Annotated in this window: 13 protein-coding genes; 6 read left to right on the forward strand and 7 right to left on the reverse strand. The window is 61.8% G+C overall.

Annotated elements, in window-relative coordinates:
* The first annotated feature begins 51 nt into the window (after window positions 1-51).
* Window positions 52-7,974: an ExeM/NucH family extracellular endonuclease gene (locus BW967_RS00460; RefSeq protein ID WP_076483076.1), complete on the forward strand. Its 7,923-nt coding sequence runs from the start codon at window positions 52-54 to the stop codon at window positions 7,972-7,974.
* A gap of 75 nt (window positions 7,975-8,049) precedes the next feature.
* Here the strand turns inward: BW967_RS00460 and BW967_RS00465 are convergent, their stop codons facing one another.
* The 3 genes from BW967_RS00465 to BW967_RS00475 are packed head-to-tail and all read right to left on the reverse strand — an operon-like array spanning window position 8,050 to window position 11,776.
* Complete coding sequence (locus tag BW967_RS00465; RefSeq protein ID WP_076483077.1) at window positions 8,050-9,726, reverse strand: ABC transporter permease; 1,677 nt, start codon at window positions 9,724-9,726, stop codon at window positions 8,050-8,052.
* Window positions 9,726-10,676, reverse strand: coding sequence for an ABC transporter substrate-binding protein (locus BW967_RS00470; RefSeq protein WP_076483078.1), 951 nt, complete (start codon window positions 10,674-10,676; stop codon window positions 9,726-9,728). The genes BW967_RS00465 and BW967_RS00470 overlap by 1 nt, the downstream gene beginning before the upstream one ends.
* Window positions 10,673-11,776: an ABC transporter ATP-binding protein gene (locus BW967_RS00475; RefSeq protein ID WP_217696362.1), complete on the reverse strand. Its 1,104-nt coding sequence runs from the start codon at window positions 11,774-11,776 to the stop codon at window positions 10,673-10,675. Before BW967_RS00475 ends, BW967_RS00470 begins: the two co-directional genes overlap by 4 nt.
* A gap of 94 nt (window positions 11,777-11,870) precedes the next feature.
* On the opposite strand from BW967_RS00475, the gene BW967_RS00480 reads away from it, so the two are divergent.
* From BW967_RS00480 to BW967_RS00500, 5 genes are read left to right on the forward strand one after another with little or no spacing between them, the layout of a single operon-like run.
* Window positions 11,871-12,953: an ABC transporter ATP-binding protein gene (locus BW967_RS00480; RefSeq protein WP_076483080.1), complete on the forward strand. Its 1,083-nt coding sequence runs from the start codon at window positions 11,871-11,873 to the stop codon at window positions 12,951-12,953.
* The gene (locus BW967_RS00485) at window positions 12,950-14,029 is read left to right on the forward strand and encodes an MBL fold metallo-hydrolase (protein ID WP_076483081.1); all 1,080 of its coding nucleotides are present in this window, start codon (window positions 12,950-12,952) and stop codon (window positions 14,027-14,029) included. The genes BW967_RS00480 and BW967_RS00485 overlap by 4 nt, the downstream gene beginning before the upstream one ends.
* A complete protein-coding gene (locus tag BW967_RS00490; protein ID WP_076483082.1) occupies window positions 14,023-14,583 on the forward strand; it encodes a histidine phosphatase family protein in 561 nt (186 codons plus the stop codon). Before BW967_RS00485 ends, BW967_RS00490 begins: the two co-directional genes overlap by 7 nt.
* Before the next feature lie 41 nt (window positions 14,584-14,624).
* Window positions 14,625-15,605: an ABC transporter substrate-binding protein gene (locus BW967_RS00495; protein ID WP_076483083.1), complete on the forward strand. Its 981-nt coding sequence runs from the start codon at window positions 14,625-14,627 to the stop codon at window positions 15,603-15,605.
* A gap of 40 nt (window positions 15,606-15,645) precedes the next feature.
* A complete protein-coding gene (locus BW967_RS00500) occupies window positions 15,646-17,307 on the forward strand; it encodes an ABC transporter permease (RefSeq protein WP_076483552.1) in 1,662 nt (553 codons plus the stop codon).
* Window positions 17,308-17,479: 172 nt separating this feature from the next.
* Here BW967_RS00500 and BW967_RS00505 read toward each other — a convergent pair whose 3' ends face one another.
* From BW967_RS00505 to BW967_RS00520, 4 genes are all read right to left on the reverse strand, one after another.
* Window positions 17,480-18,307 (reverse strand): sugar phosphate isomerase/epimerase family protein, encoded by an 828-nt coding sequence (locus BW967_RS00505; RefSeq protein ID WP_076483084.1) that lies wholly within the window; start codon window positions 18,305-18,307, stop codon window positions 17,480-17,482.
* Between the two features lie 206 nt (window positions 18,308-18,513).
* Window positions 18,514-19,080, reverse strand: a complete 567-nt coding sequence (locus tag BW967_RS00510) for a DUF302 domain-containing protein (protein ID WP_076483085.1) — start codon at window positions 19,078-19,080, stop codon at window positions 18,514-18,516.
* A gap of 46 nt (window positions 19,081-19,126) precedes the next feature.
* Window positions 19,127-20,170 carry a YeeE/YedE family protein gene (locus BW967_RS00515; RefSeq protein WP_076483086.1) on the reverse strand — a complete coding sequence of 348 codons (1,044 nt, stop codon included), beginning with the start codon at window positions 20,168-20,170 and terminating at the stop codon, window positions 19,127-19,129.
* Between the two features lie 34 nt (window positions 20,171-20,204).
* Window positions 20,205-20,585, reverse strand: coding sequence for an ArsR/SmtB family transcription factor (locus BW967_RS00520; RefSeq protein WP_076483087.1), 381 nt, complete (start codon window positions 20,583-20,585; stop codon window positions 20,205-20,207).
* Window positions 20,586-20,633 lie beyond the last annotated feature (48 nt).

Consider the following 20,633-nt stretch of genomic DNA (forward strand, 5'->3'; position numbering starts at 1 on the left):
TAACGCGCAACCCGCTGGCTTGCGTAAATCAAACATATTGCGAGGGATAACATGGTTCGTTCCGTCACGCAGGTTTTCATCAACGAAATCCATTACGACAATTTGGCAGGTGACGAGAACGAGTTCGTCGAGATTGTCGGTCCGGCTGGGGCCGACCTCTCAGGTTGGTCGCTGGTTCTGTACAACGGCAATAACGCCAGCAGTGGGGCGGCTTACGTTACGATTGCACTGTCCGGTAGTCTTGCCGATGAGGGCGCGGGCTATGGCACCCGGTCTTTTGCCGCGTCAGGGCTTCAAAACGGCCCCCGCGATGCGATTGCCTTGGTCAATGCCTTGGGCGAGGTGGTTCAGTTCCTCAGCTATGAAGGTGAAATGACCGCCGCAGATGGCCCGGCGGCGGGGCTGAACTCGAGCGATATTGGCGTTGCGGAAACGGGCAACACGCCTGTGGGGCAGTCCTTGCAGCTTACGGGCACAGGGGCGGTCTATGAAGATTTCAGCTGGACCGCGCCAGCGGTGAACTCTGCGGGAACGATCAATGCCGGGCAGAGTTTCGTGGGCGGCGCCGTGACGCCGGTATTTTCAATCGCTGATGCGCAGGTGACAGAGGGCGATGCGGGCACCGTCGAGATGGTCTTCACCGTCACGCGCAGCGATGCCACGGGCAGTGCAACGGTCGATTGGGCGAGTGCCGATGGCACCGCGCTTGCGGGCGAGGATTATGTTGCCGCTGCGGGCACTATTAGCTTTGCCGATGGGGAGGCCGAACAGCAGCTTCGTGTCACCGTCACTGGCGACACGGTGCGGGAGGCGCATGAAACCCTCACCGTCACGCTGTCAAATCCTTCGGCGGGCTCTGGCATTTCGGTGGCGACCGCGACAGGGACGATCTTGAATGATGAGATCACCCTGATCTCTGAAATTCAGGGAACGCCGACGACGCAGGGCACGAACCTTGTGAGCGGCAATGACAATGGCGATGCCAGCCCGTTGCTGGGGCAGACCGTCACTGTTGAAGCGATTGTGGTGGGGGATTTCCAAAACGGCGATGCCGACACGGCGCGCAATCTGGGGGGCTTTTACCTGCAAGAAGAAGATACCGATGCCGATGGCAATGCGCTGAGTTCGGAAGGGATTTTCGTCTACGACGGCAGCTTTGGCACCGATGTGCAAATTGGTGACAAAGTGCGCGTCACCGGTGTTGTGGGGGAATATTTCGGCCAGAGCCAGATTGGTTCGGTCAGTTCGGTGCAGGTACTTTCCTCGGGCAATACGCTGCCCACAGCGGCGGTGATTACGCTTGGTGGCGATGTGAGCTTGGCCCAAGATGGGGGCTATCAGGCCGATCTGGAGGCCTATGAAGGGATGCGCGTCACCGTGGCCAACACGCTGACGATCACCGAGCAATATAACCTCGACCGTTTCAATGAGATGACCCTGTTTGATGCCAACGGGTTTGAACAGACCGGGCCGGGGGGCACGACCTTGGTGGGCGCGCGGCCGTTCCAATATACCCAATTCAATGACCCCGATGCGGCGGGCTATGATGCTTATCTGGCCGCGGTCGCTGCACGCCAGATCGTTTATGATGATGGGCTGAACGCGCAAAACCAAGCCATTGACCTGCTGGACGGGCTGCAAGGCTATTCCGCGGCCACCGCGCCGTCGATGGGGGATACGATCACCGATCTGAGCGGGGTGCTCGATTATCAATGGGCGGGAAATTCTGCCTCTAGCGCGACGTGGCGCATCCGTTCCACCGAAGATGGCGAGAATACCTTCGAAGATACCAATGCCCGCCCTGATGCGGTGGCGAGTGTTGCGGGTGACATCAAAGTTGCCAGCTTCAACGTGTTGAATTTCTTCACCTCGATTGATGGCAGCGGCGTTGAGGGCGTGGGGGAGACGCTCGACCAGCAGGCCCGTGGGGCCGACAGCACCGAAGAATATGACCGCCAGTTGCAGAAATTGGTTTCGGCAATCTCGGGGCTTGGGGTCGATATCATTGGCTTATTGGAGTTGGAAAACGACTTCTTTGATGGCGGCTTGGCCCCGGCTGATGGCATGGCGCAAGGGGATCGGGGCATTGCCATTGCCGCGCTGGTGGCCGCACTGAATGCCGCCGAAGGCAGCGAGGTTTGGGGATGGGTTGATCCCGGCCAAGAGTTCGCCGGGGATGATGCCATCGCGGCAGGGATGATCTACCGCACTGACAAAGTGATGTTGGCTGCGGGCACCACCACCGCGATCTTGACCGATGCCGAGGTCGATCCGGGGCTGATCGGCCAAAGCACGGTTGGCGGTATCTTTAATGGCGACAGCACCTCGCGCGCGCCGATTGCCGCGACCTTCGCGACGCTGGAGGGCGACGCGGAAATGACCGTTGTCGTGAACCACTTCAAATCGAAGGGGGGCACTGGCATGGGTGCGGATGCCGATGCGGGCGATGGCGCGGGCGCGTTTAACAATCAGCGCCTGCTGGCGGCACAGGCGCTTGATGCTTGGCTCGACACCAACCCGACCGGTTCGGCGACCGAAAACCTGCTGCTTTTGGGGGATTTCAACGCCTATGCCTCGGAAGATCCGATTGCCTATCTGACTGGCTACGCGGGCTTTGTGAACGTGGTCGCGGAATTTGTGGAGGCGGGCTATTCCTACCTCTTTGATGCGATGCTTGGCACGCTTGATTACGCGCTGGCCTCGGTCTCTCTCTTCAATGCCATTGTCGGTGCGGCGGAATGGAACATCAACGCCGATGAGGCCGACGCGCTTGATTACAACCTCGATTATGGCCGCGACGGCAGCTATTTCGATGGCACCGATCCTTATCGTGCCTCGGACCATGATCCGCTGATCCTTGGCATCGCGCTGCCCGAGAGCCCGCTTGAGGTCACGACTTATGCCGGGCCAAGCTACACGGGCGAGATTGCCGCGACCGGTGCGCTCAATGCGACCCATCTGGCGTCGCTCACCCTGAACGGGGCCGAGATTGCGGCCTTTACCGCCAATACGCTGATCGTCTCTTCGGGGAACGGGCTGCAATTGGTCGATATCACCGATATCGCCGATCCTGCGACCCCGGCCCCTGTGATGTCGATTGATCTCGTGACCGATTTTGGCCTGACGTCGAATGATGTTTCCTCGGTTGCGGCGCATGGTTCGCTGATCGCTGTGGCGGTCATCAGCGCCGATCCGACCGCGCCGGGGCAAGTGGCGATCCTCAATATCGAGACCAACGCGCTTGGGATCTACACCACCGGCTCGCATCCCGATGCGGTGACCTTCTCGCCCGATGGCACCAAAGTCCTTGTGGCGAACGAGGGCGAACCGGTGGATATCGACACGTTCAACCCCAAAGGGGGCGTGACGGTGATCGACATTTCCGCCGGGGCAGATGCCGGTGTGGCCACGCAGGTCGATTTCACCGCCTTTGACGGCCAAGAAGATGCCCTGCGCGAAGCGGGTGTTCGGATCTTTGAAGGCCAAAGCGTTTCGGATGATGTGGAGCCCGAATATATCGCCGTGTCGAAAGACGGGCTGACGGCGATGGTCACGCTGCAAGAAGCCAATGCGATTGCGGTGCTGGATCTGACCACCAACACTTTCACCCAGATCATTCCGCTCGGCGGCAAAGATTTCTCGGGCTTGCTCGCCGATTTCTCGGATAAAGACGGCGGGATCAACCTGACCACGGGCAACCCGGTGATCGGCCAGTTCATGCCCGATGCGATTGCCTCTTATCTCGGGCTGGATGGCAAGACCTATTACGTGATCGCCAATGAGGGCGATGATCGCGATGATTTCGTGTCCGTGGATAGCGCGCGGCTGAAAGACCTCGACCTCGATGATGCCACTTATCCCGATGAAGCCGCGCTTTTGGCGGATGAGGCGCTGGGCCGGCTCAATGTCTCGTCCTCTGGGCTGCTCAATGGCGACACCGATGGCGATGGTGATATCGACCAAATCCTGACCTATGGTGCGCGGTCCTTCTCGATCCTTGATGAAACCGGCGCGATGATCTTTGACTCGGGCGATGCGATTGAACGCATCATCGCCGAGCAATTCCCGGGGCTTTGGGATGATGGCCGCTCGGATAACAAGGGCGCCGAGCCCGAGGGCGTGACCATCGGCGTGATTGGCACCCAGACCTATGCCTTTGTCGGGCTGGAACGCGCAAACACTACGCTGATCTTTGATGTCACCGATCCGGCAGATGTCAGCTTTGTCACGGCCGCAGGCACTGTGGGGGACACCAGCCCAGAAGGGACGCTCTTTATTCCGGCGGTGGAAAGCCCGACCGGCACCGCGCTTTACGTGGCCAGCAACGAAGGTTCCGGCACGATTGGGATTTATCAGATCGAGGAAAACACTGCGCAAACGGCGACCTTGCACGTGAGCGAGGTGTGGGTGGGCCAAGAAGGCGAGGATCTGACCGCTGATTGGTTTGAAATCGTCAATACCAGCGACATTGCCTATGACGCGGCGACGATGGGTTCCCTCTATTACGATGACGACAGCGCCGATCCTGCGGCGGCAGATATGGTGGAAGGTCTTTCCACCTTGGCACCGGGGGAAAAGGCAATTGTGGTGATTGGCACCGAGGCTGACGCGTTCCATTTTGCGCAGGTTTGGGGCAATAGTATCGACCTTAGCGCGGTGCAGATCGTTTGGACCGATGGGGCTGGCCTTGGCCAAAACGGCGATACCGTCACCTTGTGGATGGGCAACCCGCAGCAATCTGGCACGCTGATTGAAAGCGTGGTTGTTCCGGGGCCGGTGGTCAGTGGCGCGTCCTATGATGTGTTGCTGGGGGCAGAAAGCACTGTGGGCAATGCGTCGGGGGCTGTGGCGACAGACCGGACGGCGGGCACAGATGGCACCGAGCCTGCGGTGGGCTCGCCCGGTCATATTGTGGGGGAGGCGGCGCCGCCCGCGCAAAACTTCACCCTCGAACTGCTGCATTTCTCGGATCAAGAAGCCTCGACTTCGGCGCTTGCGGATGCGCCGCGGCTTTCGGCGGTTCTCAATGCGCTCAAAGCGCAGGATCTGGGCAATGACGGAGTGGCCGATAACACGCTGGTGCTTTCCTCGGGGGATGCCTATCTCGGTTCGCCCTTCTATACCGCCTCGGCCAATGTCTTTGGCTCAAACGGGATCGCCGATATCTTGATCCAAAACGAGTTGGGCGTGCAGGCGATGAGCCTTGGCAACCACGAGTTTGACTTCGGCACCGCCAATCTGGCTGGTCTGATCTCTGGTTCGGCTAGCGGCTCCGATCTGGATGGCAATGACTTCACCGGCGCGGCCTATCCCTACCTTTCCACCAACCTCGATTTTTCGACCGATGCAAACCTTGCGCCCCTTGAAGTGACGGGCGGTCAGGCACCGCAAGCGGGCACGGTGACCTCCTCGGTGGTGCTCACCGTCGATAGCGCGCAAACCGGCACCACGGAATTGATCGGCGTTGTCGGGGCGACCACGCCGACCCTGGGGCGGATTTCCTCGCCCGGCGGGGTGGGTATTTCGCCAGACAGCTTTGATAACCAACCGACGCCCGCGCAATTGGACGCGCTTGCCGCCGAAATTCAGGCAGAGGTCGATACGCTGCTGGCGGCCAACCCCTCGATGAACAAGGTGATCTTGCTCGCCCATATGCAGATGATCGGCATTGAAGAGGCGCTGGCGACCCGGCTCTCGGGGGTGGATGTGATCGTTGCGGGGGGCTCGAACACACGGCTCTTCGACGATGATGACCGGATGCGCGACGGCGATACCGATCAGGGTCAATATCCGTTCTTCACCACCGATGCCGATGGCAACCCGATTGCGGTGGTCAACACCGATGGCAGCTACAAATATGTTGGCCGCCTTGTGGTCGATTTCGACGAAAACGGTCACATCATTACCGACAGCTATGATGAAACCGTCTCGGGCGCCTATGCCACCGATGCGCAAGGCGTGACCGATCTTGGTGCCGAAACGCTGGTTGACCCCGAAGTGCAGCAGATCGTCGATCTGATCGAGGCAGAGATCGTCTCCACCCAGTCGAATATCTTTGGCTACTCGAATGTCTTCCTGAACGGCAACCGCACCGGCGCGGATACCGCGACCGACACCGATGGCGTGCGCAGCCAAGAAACCAACCTTGGGGATTTGACCGCGAAAGCGAACCTTGCCTATGCGCAGGGCTTTGACGACACGGTGATGGTCTCGATCAAGAACGGGGGCGGCATCCGCGCCTCGATCGGGGAAGTGGTGGTGCCGCCGGGCGGTACCGAAGCGGAACGCTATGCCAATGCCGAGATGGTCGATAGCGCAGGCAATGTGATCAAACCCGCAGGTGCGATCAGCCAAACCGACATTGCCGCAACGCTTGCCTTCAACAACGGCTTGTCGCTTGTCACGCTGAGTGCCTCCGAACTGGTCGCAGTGCTCGAACATGCGGCGGCCAATGCGGGGGGCGGTGGCTTTGGCCAGTTTGCCGGGGTCTCCTTCAGCTTCGATCCGAGCCTGGAGGCCGGTGCCCGCATCACCCAAGCCGATATCGTCGATGAAAACGGCGCATCGCTCATTGCGCTGGTGCGTAACGGTGTGATGGTGGCCGACCCGGCGCTGACGGTGCGCGCGGTGGCGCTCAACTTCATGGTTGAGGGCGGCGACGGCTATCCGCTCAATGCGCTTGCCGATGCGCAACGGGTGAACCTTTACGATCTTGATGGCGACACGATTGCCGATGGCACGCGCGATGGCGCAGCGACTTTCGCCGATACCGGCACCGAGCAAGATGCCTTCGCCGAATATTTGGCCGCCCATCACGGAACGGCGGAAACCGCCTATGATGTTGCCGATGTCGGGCGGAACAGCGATCTGGGGATCACCAATCTGGCTTATGCGCGCCAAGATGTGCGGTTTGATACGGCAGACAGAGATTGGGCGCAGATCACCCGCACCTATGACGGCAATGATGTGTTGCGCGAAGAGGTGCGGGACTATGACAATGGGGATCTGTCGACCCGGATCTTTGATGAAACGGGCACCCTGAGCGTCACCCGCCGCGTGTATAACGATCCGGCCAGCCCGCTGGCGTCTTCGGTCAATACCTACAATGCGGAGGGGGAACGCGACAGTCGCACGATCAGCTATGAGAGCGGCGTTGAGGTGGTGACCACCTATGTCGATGGTGTTCGGGTCGCCCAGACGAACACCGACACGCTGAATACGCAAAGCTACGATCGGGTCGAGACCACCTATGATGCGGAGGGCCGCGTTGCTTGGCAGTTGGCGGTCTATGACAATGGGGTCGAGGTCGAGACGCAGTATATCGACGGGGTGCGGGCCTCTCGGACGACCACCGACACGCTAAATACGCAAAGCTACGACCGGATCGAGATCAGCTATGACGACGAGGGCCGCATTGCCTCGCAGGTGACAATCTACGACACCGGGGTAGAGGTGGAGGCGCTCTATGTTGATGGGGTGATCAGCACGAAATCGACCGTCGATGTGTTGGATACGCAAAGCTACGCGCGGATCAATTACAGCTATGACACGATGGGCACGCCCACCCAGACACGCATCCTTTATGATGACGGCCGGGTTACCGAGAAGGTCTTCATCGACGGGCAACTTGATCAGACCCAGACCATCGCCACCAATGGGTCGATGACCGTGCGGGGCAGCGCTTTGGATAACGTGATCACGGGCGATGTGGGCAATGATACGCTGAGCGGCGGGGCAGGGGCGGATAGCTTTGTCTTCTCGGGCAGCTTTGGGCATGATCGGATCAACGATTTCAATGCGGGCGAAGGCGATCTTCTCGATATGTCCGGCCTTGGGATCGGAAGCTTGGCCGCGCTTCAGGCTGCGGCGACGCTCAACGAACTGGGCGCTCACCTTGAGATTGATTTCGGGGCCGATACGATCTTGATGCGGAACTTCGGCTTGGCCGATCTGGACGACACTGTCTTCGTCTAAACTCACACGCCTAAACGCATCGCAGTGAAAAGCCCGCCGAAAGGCGGGCTTTTTATCTCTGCGGCTGGCGCTGGGCTAACCGATGTCTTCGGTGCGTCTTGCGGCAATCAACACGACCAGCGGCAAAAGCGTTGTCAGGCAGATCGTGACAAAGGCCATCGCCATGCCAAGCCCGACCGAACCTTGGTCGAATTGACGCCAGATAAACGTGGCAATGGTCTGATGCCCGACCGGCAGAATGAGCAAAGATGCCACCAATTCGCGCGCGGCAACCACGAAGACGAGCAGCATTGCGACCAGCAGATGCGGCCCGATCAGCGGTAGCAGGATGCGCCGCGCCATGGTCAGTTCTGACGCGCCCGAGACCCGTGCCGCCGCGTCCAGCGAGGGGGCAATCTGTTGCAATGCGGCGGTGGTGTATCGCACCGGTTGGGGCAGCAGCAACAACACATAGGCCAGCACCAGAATGGAAAGCGTATTGTAAGGGGTGATGGGCCACCACGGTTGGTTCCAAAGCAAAATCATCCCAAGCGCCACCACAACGCCGGGTGCGGCATTGGGCAGGGCGGCCAGCAAATCCACATAGAACCGCCCGCGCGCGCGGGTGCGCAGCACTACAAAAGCGGCAAAGGCACCAAGCAATCCGGTGAGGAGCGCCGCCACCAGCCCAAGACCAAGGCTCGTGAGCAGCGCACTGCGCGCCGTGGTGCTGGTGGCCAAAACGGCGGTGAAGTTTTGCAGCCCTAAGTTTTCTGGCGCGAGCCCGCCAGAAATGGTTTTTGCCAGTGCGGTGGCCAAAACCGCCAGCAAGGGAATGCCGGTGGAAACCAGCGCCACCGCGCCAAAGAGCAAAAGCGCAGGCAGCGTGGCGCGTCCAAGCGGGCGGCGGTCTGCTTGTAGCGGGCGCGATCCGGTGGTTTCAAACCCGCCGCGCGCAAGCAAGCGCCGCTGCGCCAGATAGGCTGCGGTCGCCATTGCCACCAGCACCAGCGCCAAGGTCGAGGCGCCGGGCAGATCGACCGGCCAATCCCCGATTGCCTCGTCAATCCCCGTCACCAAAACGCGAAAGCCGATCCGGGTGCCAAGCACGGCGGGCGTGCCGTATTCCTCAATCGCCATGGCGAAAACGAGGATCAAACTGGCCGCCAAACCCGGCAGAGCCAGCGGTAGGGTAACGCGTAAGAAGGCCCGCAAAGGGCCTGCGCCAAAGACCCGGCTGACATCTGCAAAGCGCCCGCCAATCGCGGCAAAACTGCGTGACAGCGCGAAGTAAACGACAGGAAAACAATGCAAAGCCAAAATGATGACGATGCCCGGCACCGAGAATAAGAGCCCGGCAATGTTTTGCCCCGTGAGTTGTTCAAGATACCCGCGCGGTTGCCCCGTCATCACCCAGCTCAGCGTGGCGATATAGGGCGGGATCATGAAGGGCACGAGAAAGATCACATCCCAAAGCGCCGCGCCGGGCAGCCGATAAAGCGCGCGGATTGCAGCCAGAGGAACCGCGATCAGCGCCGAGACAATCACAGTCCCCACGCCCATGATCAGCGTGTTAAGCGTGGCGCGCGGGAGCCGCCCCGCGCTCAGCACATCTGCCATGGCACTGAAAGGGGCGGCCAGTGAGCCCGCCCCGATCTTTGGAAAAATCGCCTGTAGCGCGATGAAGAGAAAGGGGGCGGCCACGATCACGGTGAGCAAAACTGCGGCCAGCGCGGTCAAAAGCCCCTGTGGCGCGCCTCCCTGTCTGCGCATCAGTTGCCGAAGCTCTTGGCAAAAGCGTCAAGCGTTTCGGCGCGTGCGCCATAAGCAGCTTCGGCATCAAAATCGAGCAGCGTAAGCTCGTTGATGCGCGGGCGTTTCGCCTCGATATCGGTGCGGGCAGGCATCAGGAAGGTGGCCGCGACCATCGCTTGGCCCTCTTCCGAGAGCATGTAATCAATGAATTGCTTGGCTTCTTCGGGCTGAGCCGAGCTTTGCAAGATCATCGCTGGGCGCGGCGCAACCACCGCGCCCGAGGTCGGGAAGATCACTTCAACGGTTTCGCCCTTCGCGGCGGCCGCCATCGAGATGTAATCGACCGCGCCGAAAACCGCGCCTTTGGCCCCTTGCAGCACCGGGTTGAGCGCATCGGCATTGGCCCCGGCCACAATCGCGCCATTGGCCGCCAACGCGTCAAAGATTTGCGCGCCAATCACGCCATCGAGCGCCGAAACCAGCTCAAACATCGAGCCCGATTTCGTGGGATCGGGCAGGGTCACCATGTCTTTGTATTCCGCCGTGGTCAAATCCGCCCAATCGGTGGGTTTAGGCAGGCCCGAGGTCGGATTCCATGCAATCGCCAGCGCCGAAATGCCCTGCGCCACGGCGTAGTCGGTTTTGAGGAAGTCGGGCACCATCTCGGCATTGGGGCTGGTGTAGGCCAGCAATTTGCCATCCGCCGCCATCGAGGTGGCAGTGCCCCAACTGGCGGAAATCACCACATCTGCGACCGGGTTGGCTGCTTCAGCCTCTAGCCGCGCCATCACCTTGCCGGTGGTGGCTTGGAACACATCGACCTTGATCCCGGTTTCTGCGGTGAACCCGGTCGAGAGCTTTTCGATCAGGCTCGCGGGGCCTGCCGAATAAACGGTGATATCGGCGAAGGCCGCTTGGGCGCAAAGGCCCGTGCTCAGCGCCACGGTGGCAAGCAGCAATTTCTTCATGGGGACGTCCTTTTTGACGGGGAAGAGGGGAACCAGCGCAGGCTCCCGTGCGAGATCTGCAAGCCGAGCACCGCGCCCGGTGCGGGGCGGTGCGGCAGCAGGAGTTGAATGTCATGCCCGCCGTCGAGCGCGAGTGTGGCCCAATGCCCGTCACCGCGAAAAAGCGTGCGGGTGACTGTGGCTGTCAGCATGCCCGCGCGGGGCTCGGTCACGCTTAGCGCGCGGCTGGGCAGTAGGACGGTATCGGTCTTTTCCGGCGCGGCCTCTGGCGGAGCCAAAAACGCGCCGCCGCGCAAATACCAGCCCTGCGCCCCGCGCTGCACGGGCAACAAGGCGCCAAGGCGTAAGAACCGTGCAATCGAGACAGAGGCAGGGTCGGCGACCAGATCCTCGGGCGCCGCGATTTGTGCGATCTGGCCCGCTTCCATCACCGCCACCTCATGGGCGAGCGAAAACGCCTCGGAATGGTCATGGGTGACGTAAAGCGCGGTCAGGCCCAATTCCTCGACCAGCCCAGCAATCTCGCCCACCATGGTTTCGCGCAATTCGCGATCAAGGTTGGAGAGCGGCTCGTCAAACAGCACAAGCGCGGGTTCGGCCACAATCGCGCGGGCAATCGCCACGCGCTGCTGCTGACCGCCTGAAAGCTCTGAGGGGCGGCGCTCGGCAAAGGCGGCAAGGCCGACCCGATCCAGCGCCCGTGCGACCCGTTTGGCGCGTTCGGGCGCAGGCATGCGGCGCATCTCTAACGGAAATCCGACATTGCCTGCCACGTTCATATGCGGCCACAGGGCGTAATCTTGAAACACCATGCCAAGCCCGCGCGCTTCGGGCGGCAGCGCGTGGCCCGCCGCGGCGACAAGTTTGCCCGCAAGGTGGATGGTGCCCGCATCGGGGACCAAAAGACCTGCCACAAGGCGCAAGAGCGTGGTTTTGCCGGAGCCCGAAGGCCCCAAAAGCGCCAAAACCCGCCCGGGAGCAAGTTTAAGGTCGATGTCCCGCAAAATCGGGGTGCCGCCCAACCGCAACGAAAGACCCGCCATCTCGAGAGCGGCGGGGGTGTCGACAACGGCGGTCGAAAGCGGGGGTTGCGGGGTCAAATCCATCACTGCAAAAAGTTAACGCCGCGCCATGACAGTTCCGTGACGGCGCATTGTCACAAAAGCTTCGCGGGGCAAAACTATCAGCAGCCCCATGGCTGCCCTATCGTTTCAAAACCTAAGCCGAAGCTTCGGCGATATTCGTGCCCTTGATGGCGTCAGCGCCGACATTCCAGAGGGCAGCTTTCTGGCTTTGCTTGGCCCCTCTGGCTGCGGCAAGACCACGCTTTTGCGCTTGATCGCGGGGCTTGATCGACCCGATGGCGGCAGTTTGCACATCGGGGAAACTTTGGTGGCGGGGCCAGAGCAGTTTATTGGGCCGGAAGCGCGTGGGCTTGGGATGGTGTTTCAATCCTATGCGCTTTGGCCGCATATGACGGTTGCGGGCAATGTGGCTTTTGGGTTGAATCGGCTTGGGCGCGCGGATCGTGCCACGCGGGTGGAGCGCGCGCTGCACACGGTTGGGCTGTCCGACATGGCGGGGCGGCGTCCGCATGAGCTTTCGGGCGGGCAGCGGCAGCGTGTGGCCTTGGCGCGGGCTTTGGCGGCGCGCCCGCGCGTTTTGTTGCTTGATGAGCCACTTGCCAATCTAGATGCTCATTTGCGCCAGCAAATGCTGGCGGAGTTTCGCCGTATTCATGCCGAGACGGGCTGCACGATGGTGTTTGTCACCCATGACCAGAACGAGGCGATGGCGGTGGCCGATCTGATCGGGGTAATGGATCGCGGGCAATTGATGCAGCTTGGCTCGCCGCAAGACCTGTTCCAGCGCCCCGCGAATGAAATGGTTGCCCGGTTTGTGGGCCATGGACGCACGCTGCCGGTGACGGTGGTGTTGCGCGGCACGCGGCGGTGTCGCTTCATGATCGGGGGATGTACCTTCACCTTACCCGGAATTGCGCCGCCCGGCCCGGCGTGGCTTTGCCTGCATCCGTCCGATTTGACGCTCAGCACCAATAAATCCGGGCTTGTGGCGCGAGTTACCGATTTGCGATTTGAAGACGGGTATCAGGTCGCGCATCTTTGGCTTGAGGATTTGCCCGAGGCCGCGCCTTTGGTCTTGCGGCTTGACCATCCCCTTGTGCTTGGGGCCGAAGTGCGGGTTACGGTGCGCGGCGGTTGGGTTTTACCGCGCGCGGCGGTCTCTACGCCTTCGTTTCAAACGGTGCCCGCATGAACCGATTAACGGCACTCGGTGGGTTTGATGCCAAGGGCCCGGCCTGCTTTCTGTTGGAAATGGGTGGGGCGCGGTTGCTTTTGGATCTTGGCATTGGCCCCGATCATGATGCGCGCCCCGCGATCCCGCTTGAAGGCTTAGGGCGCGTAGATGCCGTGCTGATCTCGCATGGCCATGCCGATCATGTCGGCTCGCTCGATTGGTTGGGTCGGCTTGGCGATCCCCCCGTTTATGCCACCGCACCTGTGCGCGCGCTGACGCGTGATCCGGTGTTGGCCGGGGCCAATCCGTTGCGCGCAGAGCAAAACATTGCAGGTCTTGCGGTTGAAACCGGTCCCGCAGGCCATGCCCCCGGTGCGGTCTGGATGCGGATCGGCGGGGCAGGGGGGCTGCTTTACAGCGGTGATCTTTGTGCCGAGGGCGGGCTTTTTGCGGCCGCCCCGCTGCCGCGCGCGCGGGCGGCAGTGTTTGATTGTTCCTATGGTGCGGAACCCGCGCAGCTTGCAGACCAACGCGCTGCAGTTTTGTCGGCCATCGCGGCGGGGCCATGTCTTTTGCCCGCGCCAACCGCTGGACGAGGGCTCGAGATCGCGCTTGCTTGCCTTGAAGCCGGGCATGCGGTGGCTTTGTGCCCCGAGACATGGCGGGTGGCAGACCTTATGGCGCAAAACCCCGACTGGCTCGCCCGCAATGGGGCCAATGCTCTGAACCGGCTTTTGCAACAGGCGCGGCGTTTAGAAGCCGCAGCCCCGCTGCATGGGGTGATGGTGGCGGGAGGGCCTAATTGCAACGCGGGTCTTGCGGCAACACTTGGCCCGCGCGCGTTGCAAGAAGGCGTTGCGGTGATCTTTACCGGCCATCTCGCGCAGGGGGCACCGGCTGCGGCTTGGGTGGCAGAGGGGCGCGCGCAACGGTTGCGCTGGAACGTGCATCCAAACCTTGCCACGTTGCGCAAGATGCTGGCTGAGGTGATGCCCGAAACGGTATTGCCCGCCTTTGCCCCCGCTTCTTTGCGCGCAGATTTGGCCGCCGCGCTGCCGGCCCCGTGGGCGCAGACCGGAAGCCTGACATGGTAGCCCTGCCGCCCGGCGCCTTTTGGCTGATGCGCCACGGCGAAACCGCGGCCAATGCGCAAGATATCATTTGCGGTCAGACCGATTTGCCGCTGAGCGCGCGCGGGCGCGCGCAAGCCGATCAGGCGGCAGCCTTTTTGGCGGATTTGCCAATGGCCCGCATCGTCACCACGCCGCTGCTGCGTGCGCGTCAAACCGCACAGGCTTTGGCGGCGCGCTGTGGGCTGGTGCCTGAGGTTGTCGAAGATTTGGCGGAGCGCAATTGGGGCGCGCTTGAGGGGCAACCACGCAGCGCCTTGCGGCGCGAGGAAACCCCGCCGGGCGGCGAAGCTCCCGCGGCGTTTCGCGCCCGCATTCGTGCAGGGTTTGCCCAGATCGACCGTTCCAAGCCGGTGCTGATCGTTGCGCATTCGGGCACGGCGCGCGAAATTCATGCGCTTTTATCTCAGGCCCCGCATCGACGCCTTTGGAATGCCGAAACAGTCCTTTGGCAGCCAGATAGAGAAGTTTTGCCAAATACTTGGCACTGTCACGATTGTTTTAAACCGGCGGGCTAGGAGGGAGTAAATTCTCCCCTCTCCAAGAATAGGAGCCTTCCATGTCCCATCTTCGCAACGCCACGATCGCGCTGTTTGCGCTCGCCACTCAGGCGCTGGCGCAGCCTTCGGGCGAGATCACGGTCTATACCTCGCAGCCGCAAGAGCAGATGGCGACAGTGGTGGCCGAATTCAACAAAGACTACCCCGATGTGACGGTGGAGATTTTCCGCACCGGCACCACCGAACTGATGACCAAACTGCAAGCCGAATTCGCGGCGGGCGCCACCCCCGCCGACGTGCTTTTGATTGCCGATGCTGTGGCGATGACGCAGCTTAAAAATGAGGGCCATCTGCTTGCCTATCAAGATGCGCCGCTCGCGGGCATCCCGGCGGATGTGGTTGACCCCGATCACACCTTCTTCGGCACCAAGCTGATCACCACTGGCATTGTGTATAACACCGATTTGGTCGCGACCGCGCCCACCAGCTGGGACGATCTGCGGGCCCCGGAAGTGGCGGCCCAAACCATCATGCCGAGCCCGCTTTATTCCGGCGCTGCGGTGATCCATGTCGGCACACTGACACAACAGCCGAACCTTGGCTGGGGCTATTATGAAGAATTGGCGCAAAACGGCGCTGTCGCGGGCCAAGGCAATGGCACGGTGATCGAGGCTGTCGCGCGCGGCGAAAAGGCTTATGGCATCATCATCGAATACATGGCGATGAACGCCAAAGCCAAAGGCTCGCCGGTTGATTTCATCTGGCCCGCGCAAGGCGTCAGCGCGATCACCCAGCCTGTGGCCATTGTGAACACCACCGACAATGCCGAAGCCGCGAAAGCTTTTGTCGATTGGCAGCTTTCCAAAACCGCGCAGGAACAATCTGTGGCGCAGGGGTATTTCCCGATCATCGAAGGCGTGGCGCCGCCCGCGGGTTACCCGGATCTGACCAGCCTCACGATTTTCCCGCTGGATGCCGACAAGCTCATGGCCGAGGGCGAGGCGAACAAAGAACATTTCGCTGATCTCTTCGGTGGCTGATTTTCGCACAAAGCAGATCCGGTTGGGCGGCCTCCATTGGATGGCCGCCCTTCTGGCCTTTTACCTTGCCGTGACCGCGCTTTATCCGCTGGCGCGGCTTTTTGCTTTGGCCTTGGGGCCGGGGGCGGATGGAGCGCCCTTTGGGCTGTTGCGCGAGACCTTTGCGAGCTTTGGCTTTCGCCGTGCATTGTGGAACACGCTTTGGTCTTCTGCTGGTTCGGTGGTTGTCTCGGTCTTGCTGGGGCTCGCCTTGGCGCTTGCCACCGGGTTGATGCGTTTGCCGGGGCGGGCCTTGGCGTCTTTCTTGGCCCTGTCCCCGGTGCTTATCCCGTCGCAGATCATGGCGCTTGGCTGGATTGAACTGACGGGGCCGGGCTCGCCCGTGCTTTCTCCGCTGGGCCTCGCGCCGCCCGCTGGTCGACCTAATCCGCTGTATTCCGGCGGCGGCGTTGTGTGGCTGATGGGGATCGAGCATATGCCGCTGGTCTTCATCGCCGTGCGCGCCGCGCTGCAAGCGATCCCGGCAGATTTGGTCGAGGCGGCGCGGATTGGCGGTGCGGGCACCGGGCGGATCATTGCGCGGGTGCTTTTGCCGCTCACCTTGCCTGCTTTGGTCGCGGGCGCGATGCTTTCTTTCGCGGCGGCGGTTGGGAATTTTGGTGTGCCCGCATTGCTCGGTATTCCGGGCCGGTTTTCGGTGCTGACAACGCTTATCTACCAACGGCTCAATGGCTTTGGCCCAGCGGTGATCGGCAAAGTCGCGGCGATTGCTGCTGTGCTGGTGGCGCTGGCCCTGGCCGCATTGGTGCTGCGCCACATCTTGCAAAAGCGCTGGTCGGTGCCAATGGCCTCTGGCGTGGGGTTTGCGGGGTTTGCGCCGGGGCGCGCGGGCTGGCCGCTTTCCATCGCACTTTGGGCGGGGTTGGGGGTGCTATGTCTCGCGCCGCTTTTGGCGCTTTTGGCCACGGCTTTGGTGCCCGCGCTGGGCGTGGGACTGAGCCTCGAAACCGCAACATTTGAGAATTTTGCCAATGTGCTGGCGAACTCAGCGGTGCGCCGCGCCTTTCTCAATTCTGTTTCAATCTCCCTCGCCGCCGCAGCGCTGAGCGGGGGGATTGCCATCTTGCTCGGCTGGCTCGGCGGGGTGGGGCGCAGCCGCGTGGGGCGCGTGCTTGGCTGGGCGGCAGATGCGGGCTTTGTGGTGCCGGGCACGGTGCTGGGCCTTGCGATGATCTTGGTCTATCTGCGCCCGTTGCCGCTTGTTGGCCTCTCGCTCTACGGCACAGCCGCGATTTTGCTGCTGGCCTATCTGGGGCGCTTTTTGCCGCTTGTTCTACGCCCGGTCGAGGCCGAAATTGCGAGCGCGGACCCTGCACTCGATGAGGCGGCGCGGATTGCGGGTGTGGGCGTGGCCCGCCGCATTGCCTTTATTGCCGCGCCCACGCTCGCCCCAACCGCCATCGCCGGGGCGCTCCTGATCTTTATGACGGCATTGAATGAACTGACCGTCTCGGCGCTTTTATGGTCTGCCGGGCATGAGACGATCGGCGTGCAAATCTTCTCGATGCAATATGAAGGCAACTCCACCTCTGCCGCTGCGATCTCGGTGCTGGCGCTCGGTTTGGTCGGCGTGCTTGTGCTGGTGGTGGATCGTTTCGGGCGTAACCTGCCGCGTGCCACCTTGCCGTGGCGCACGCCCTAACCGACCTGCGCGCAGACCACGCGGCCAGTTTGTGGGGCCGTCATAAACGTTGCTTGATAGGAAAAGAGCGAGAGCCACAGATTGGGCGCTCCGCATAGAAAACGCCGCGATGCCGCGAGGTGGTTGTGGTATTTTACCTTAAACGAACAAAGCCTTGCAGGGTGAAGTTGATCTAGCGCGCCAAGCCCAAGGCTTCGAGCCGCGCGACGGTTTGCGGCAGCCGCGTCCGATCCTCGCGGACTTCCAAAATCAAGCGCGGCGGTGTTTCCAACTTGGCCAATGCCTCGAACACCGGGCGCCACGGAATGCGGCCATCGCCGGGGTGCCAATGGCGGTCGGCGTAACCATCGGCATCTTGCAAATGCACATGGCCCAGCGTTGCCCCTGCTGCGGCAATGTAATCGACCACGGGGGGCGCGCCATAGCGGCCATGCGCCAATTCGGCATGGCCGGTATCAATCGAAACGCGTAGGTTCGGTTGGTTGATCTGCTGCACCAGTCGCACCCGCGCGGTGGGGTCGGTGTCATCGAGATTTTCCAGCATCACAGTGCAGCCCACATCGGCCGCCCGCGCCAGCACCGGGGCCAAGCAATCGGCCATCGCGTCGAACATCGCGGGCTCGATGAAAGGGTAATTGGCGCGGTTGAGCAGGTGCCAATAGGTGAAGGGGGAATGCACCACCATATGTGTGGCGTTGAGCGCCTCGGCCACGTTCACCCCCCACAACAGCCGTTTTGTGACCAGCGCACGGATTTCCTTGTCTGCGGTGGAAAGGTCGAGCCCCAAAAACGGCCCATGGATGCCGCGCGGCCCGGTGTGCGCGGGCAGCAGTTTTTGCCATTGCGCGATGAGTTCTGCGGTCTCCGCCTCGCTCATATTGGGGGTGACGAAGTCTTGGATTTCAATCGCGCGGCCCGCCTCGCAAATCCAATCGCGCAGCGGGGCGAAATGGTCGATCAACAGCGCGGTGCCAAGCAGGGGGAGGGGCGTCGCAGTCATGGGGGCCGTCCTTTGATTTCAACTTGATAGGAGCGCGCAGGACGCTTTGCACAAACTGGCGCTGAATGCACAGGAAGGCAATCAGTAGCGGCGCAGGCATCATCCGCTTGGCCGCGTTTCGACCAAATTGGTGATGGCGCGCGGCCAGAGGAAATTCTTCCAATGCACCGTAAGCATTTGCCACGCTTTGAAACGTAAGGCTGTGCTTAAAAATCCCCCACGGCGGCCTTGTCCATCAGTGATAGGATCGAATTGCGCACGGTCTCGGCCTCGGCGGCCACCGCATCGGGCAGCGGGCGGCCCCCGTGCAGCATGTAATCCATATTGAGCGTATAGAGCCAAAGCGCCCCGGTCTCATCCTCGACAAGGCTCACCCGGCAGGGCAACCAGGCGGCAAAAGCGGTGGAATAATCGACCATCGCCGCCGCTGTAAGCGGGTTGCAATAAAGGTAGACCTTCATCTTGCGCCAGTCTTCCCCCTTCATCGAGGAGACCTGATCGCCCAAGGGCAGGGCGCCCACATCGCGGATATTGAGATCCATCGCCAGCGAGCGGATCGATTCATCGACCTCTTCATAGCTAAGATCTTCTGCGACTTTGCGCTTCCAGACCATAGCCTCGGCAGGGTTGCCGTTTTTCGCAAGGTCTTGCACGAGGCCGAGGTAAAGCCCGCCCGCCGCCGGGTCAAAGCCCCGGAAGGTGAAGGCCGCCCAGCCAAGGCTGCAAAGTGCGACGACTCCCAAGAGGGCAAGGATATTGCGCAGGAAACTCATCTCTCTCCCTTTCACTCATACACCTCGGGCTCCCGCTCCGAGGTTTTCAGCCAAGCCGGAACCCGGTCATTAATTGCCGCAGGCCGATCAGTGCACCCAAGGTGATGGCGGCGAGCGTCACCGGGCCGGACCATGCAAGCGTGGCAAAGGCGGTGATGCCTTGCCCGACGGAACAGCCCATGGCGATCACCCCGCCCACGCCCATCAAGACAGCCCCGCCTACAAGGCGGCCCAATTCGCGGGGGTCTTCGCAGGCCTCCCAACGGAAAAGCCCGCGCAGGGCTGACCCTGCGACGGCACCGATCAAAACGCCCAAGACCGAGCCAACCGAGAAGGTCAGCCCGCCCCCGGTCGAGGTCATCAAGTAAATCAAGGTGCGGCCCACGGGGGCAGTGAACGATGGCCCTTCAATCGCCACCGCGCCAAGGCTGTCTTGCGCGAGCCATGTGGTACCGATGAAGCTGCCCGCCACGGCAAGCCCCGCCGCAACACCCCAAAAAACCATGCGCGGGACTTGCCTTAGCGGCTTGTGAAACAGCGCAACGGCGAGCGGCACGAGCCCCAAAACCATCACCACAACCCAGCCGGGCACGCCCCGCGTAGCAAGGTCGGCTACGATACCTTGCGGGGCAGGTGCGGCGATCTGCGGGAAGAGCTTTTGCCGCACTGGGCCGAGGGGCCCTGACAGGGTCATGAAGCCAGCAATCCCCATTACGATCACTACGATCATCGCGCGCAGATCGCCCCCGCCGAACCGTACCAAGGCCGAAAACCCGCAATTGCCCGCAAGCGCCATGCCATAGCCAAAGATCACTCCGCCCAAGATCGAAGCGAGCGGGTTCCACGCAATGCTGTGATAGGCGCTTGCATCGAGATCAGCCCAACCGAGCGCCGCAGCCCCTTGGGTGGCGAGAATGGCGGTGCCCAGCACCACCCCCCAAAGCCGCAGCCGCTTTTGGTCCCGGCCATAGGCGGCGCTTTCCAATGCGCCCAAGGTGCAGAAATCCCCCAGCCGGGCCGCAAGGCCCAGAACGATCCCGGCTGCCAGCCCAATCAAGGCCGCCAGCCCGCCGTAAGGCAGGTCCTCCATCACTCCTCCCTCGCTCCCCGCCTCCCCGCGGGGGTCAGCCCTCGGCCCGGTCTTGTGCCGGTACGCCGTAAAGCTTGCTCAGCAATCCGATCATCTCTGCGACCTTTGGGTCAAGCAGGGAATAGATGATCGTCTGTCCTTCGCGGCGTGCGCTAACCAACCCTTCAAGGCGCAACCGCGCCAGTTGTTGGCTCACGACGGCCTGCCGGGCAGCAAGGAGGTTTTCGAGTTCGGTCACGCTGCGCGGGCCGCGCAGCAGATGGCACAGGATGAGAAGGCGACCATCATGCCCCAGCGCTTTGAGGAAATTCGTGGCGGGTTCCGCCGCGCCGATCAGCCCGTCCAGCCCCTCGGGAAGGGGCCATGGTGGAGGGACTTCATCCTCAAATTGTCTGCGGGGTTCCGCCACGTTCATCCTACCGTCCTCTTGCTCCTTCCTGCCGCAGCGCGGCATGTTTCGCAA

The organism is Rhodobacter aestuarii, assembly GCF_900156655.1.
In the GTDB taxonomy this organism is placed as follows: Bacteria; Pseudomonadota; Alphaproteobacteria; order Rhodobacterales; family Rhodobacteraceae; genus Rhodobacter; species Rhodobacter aestuarii.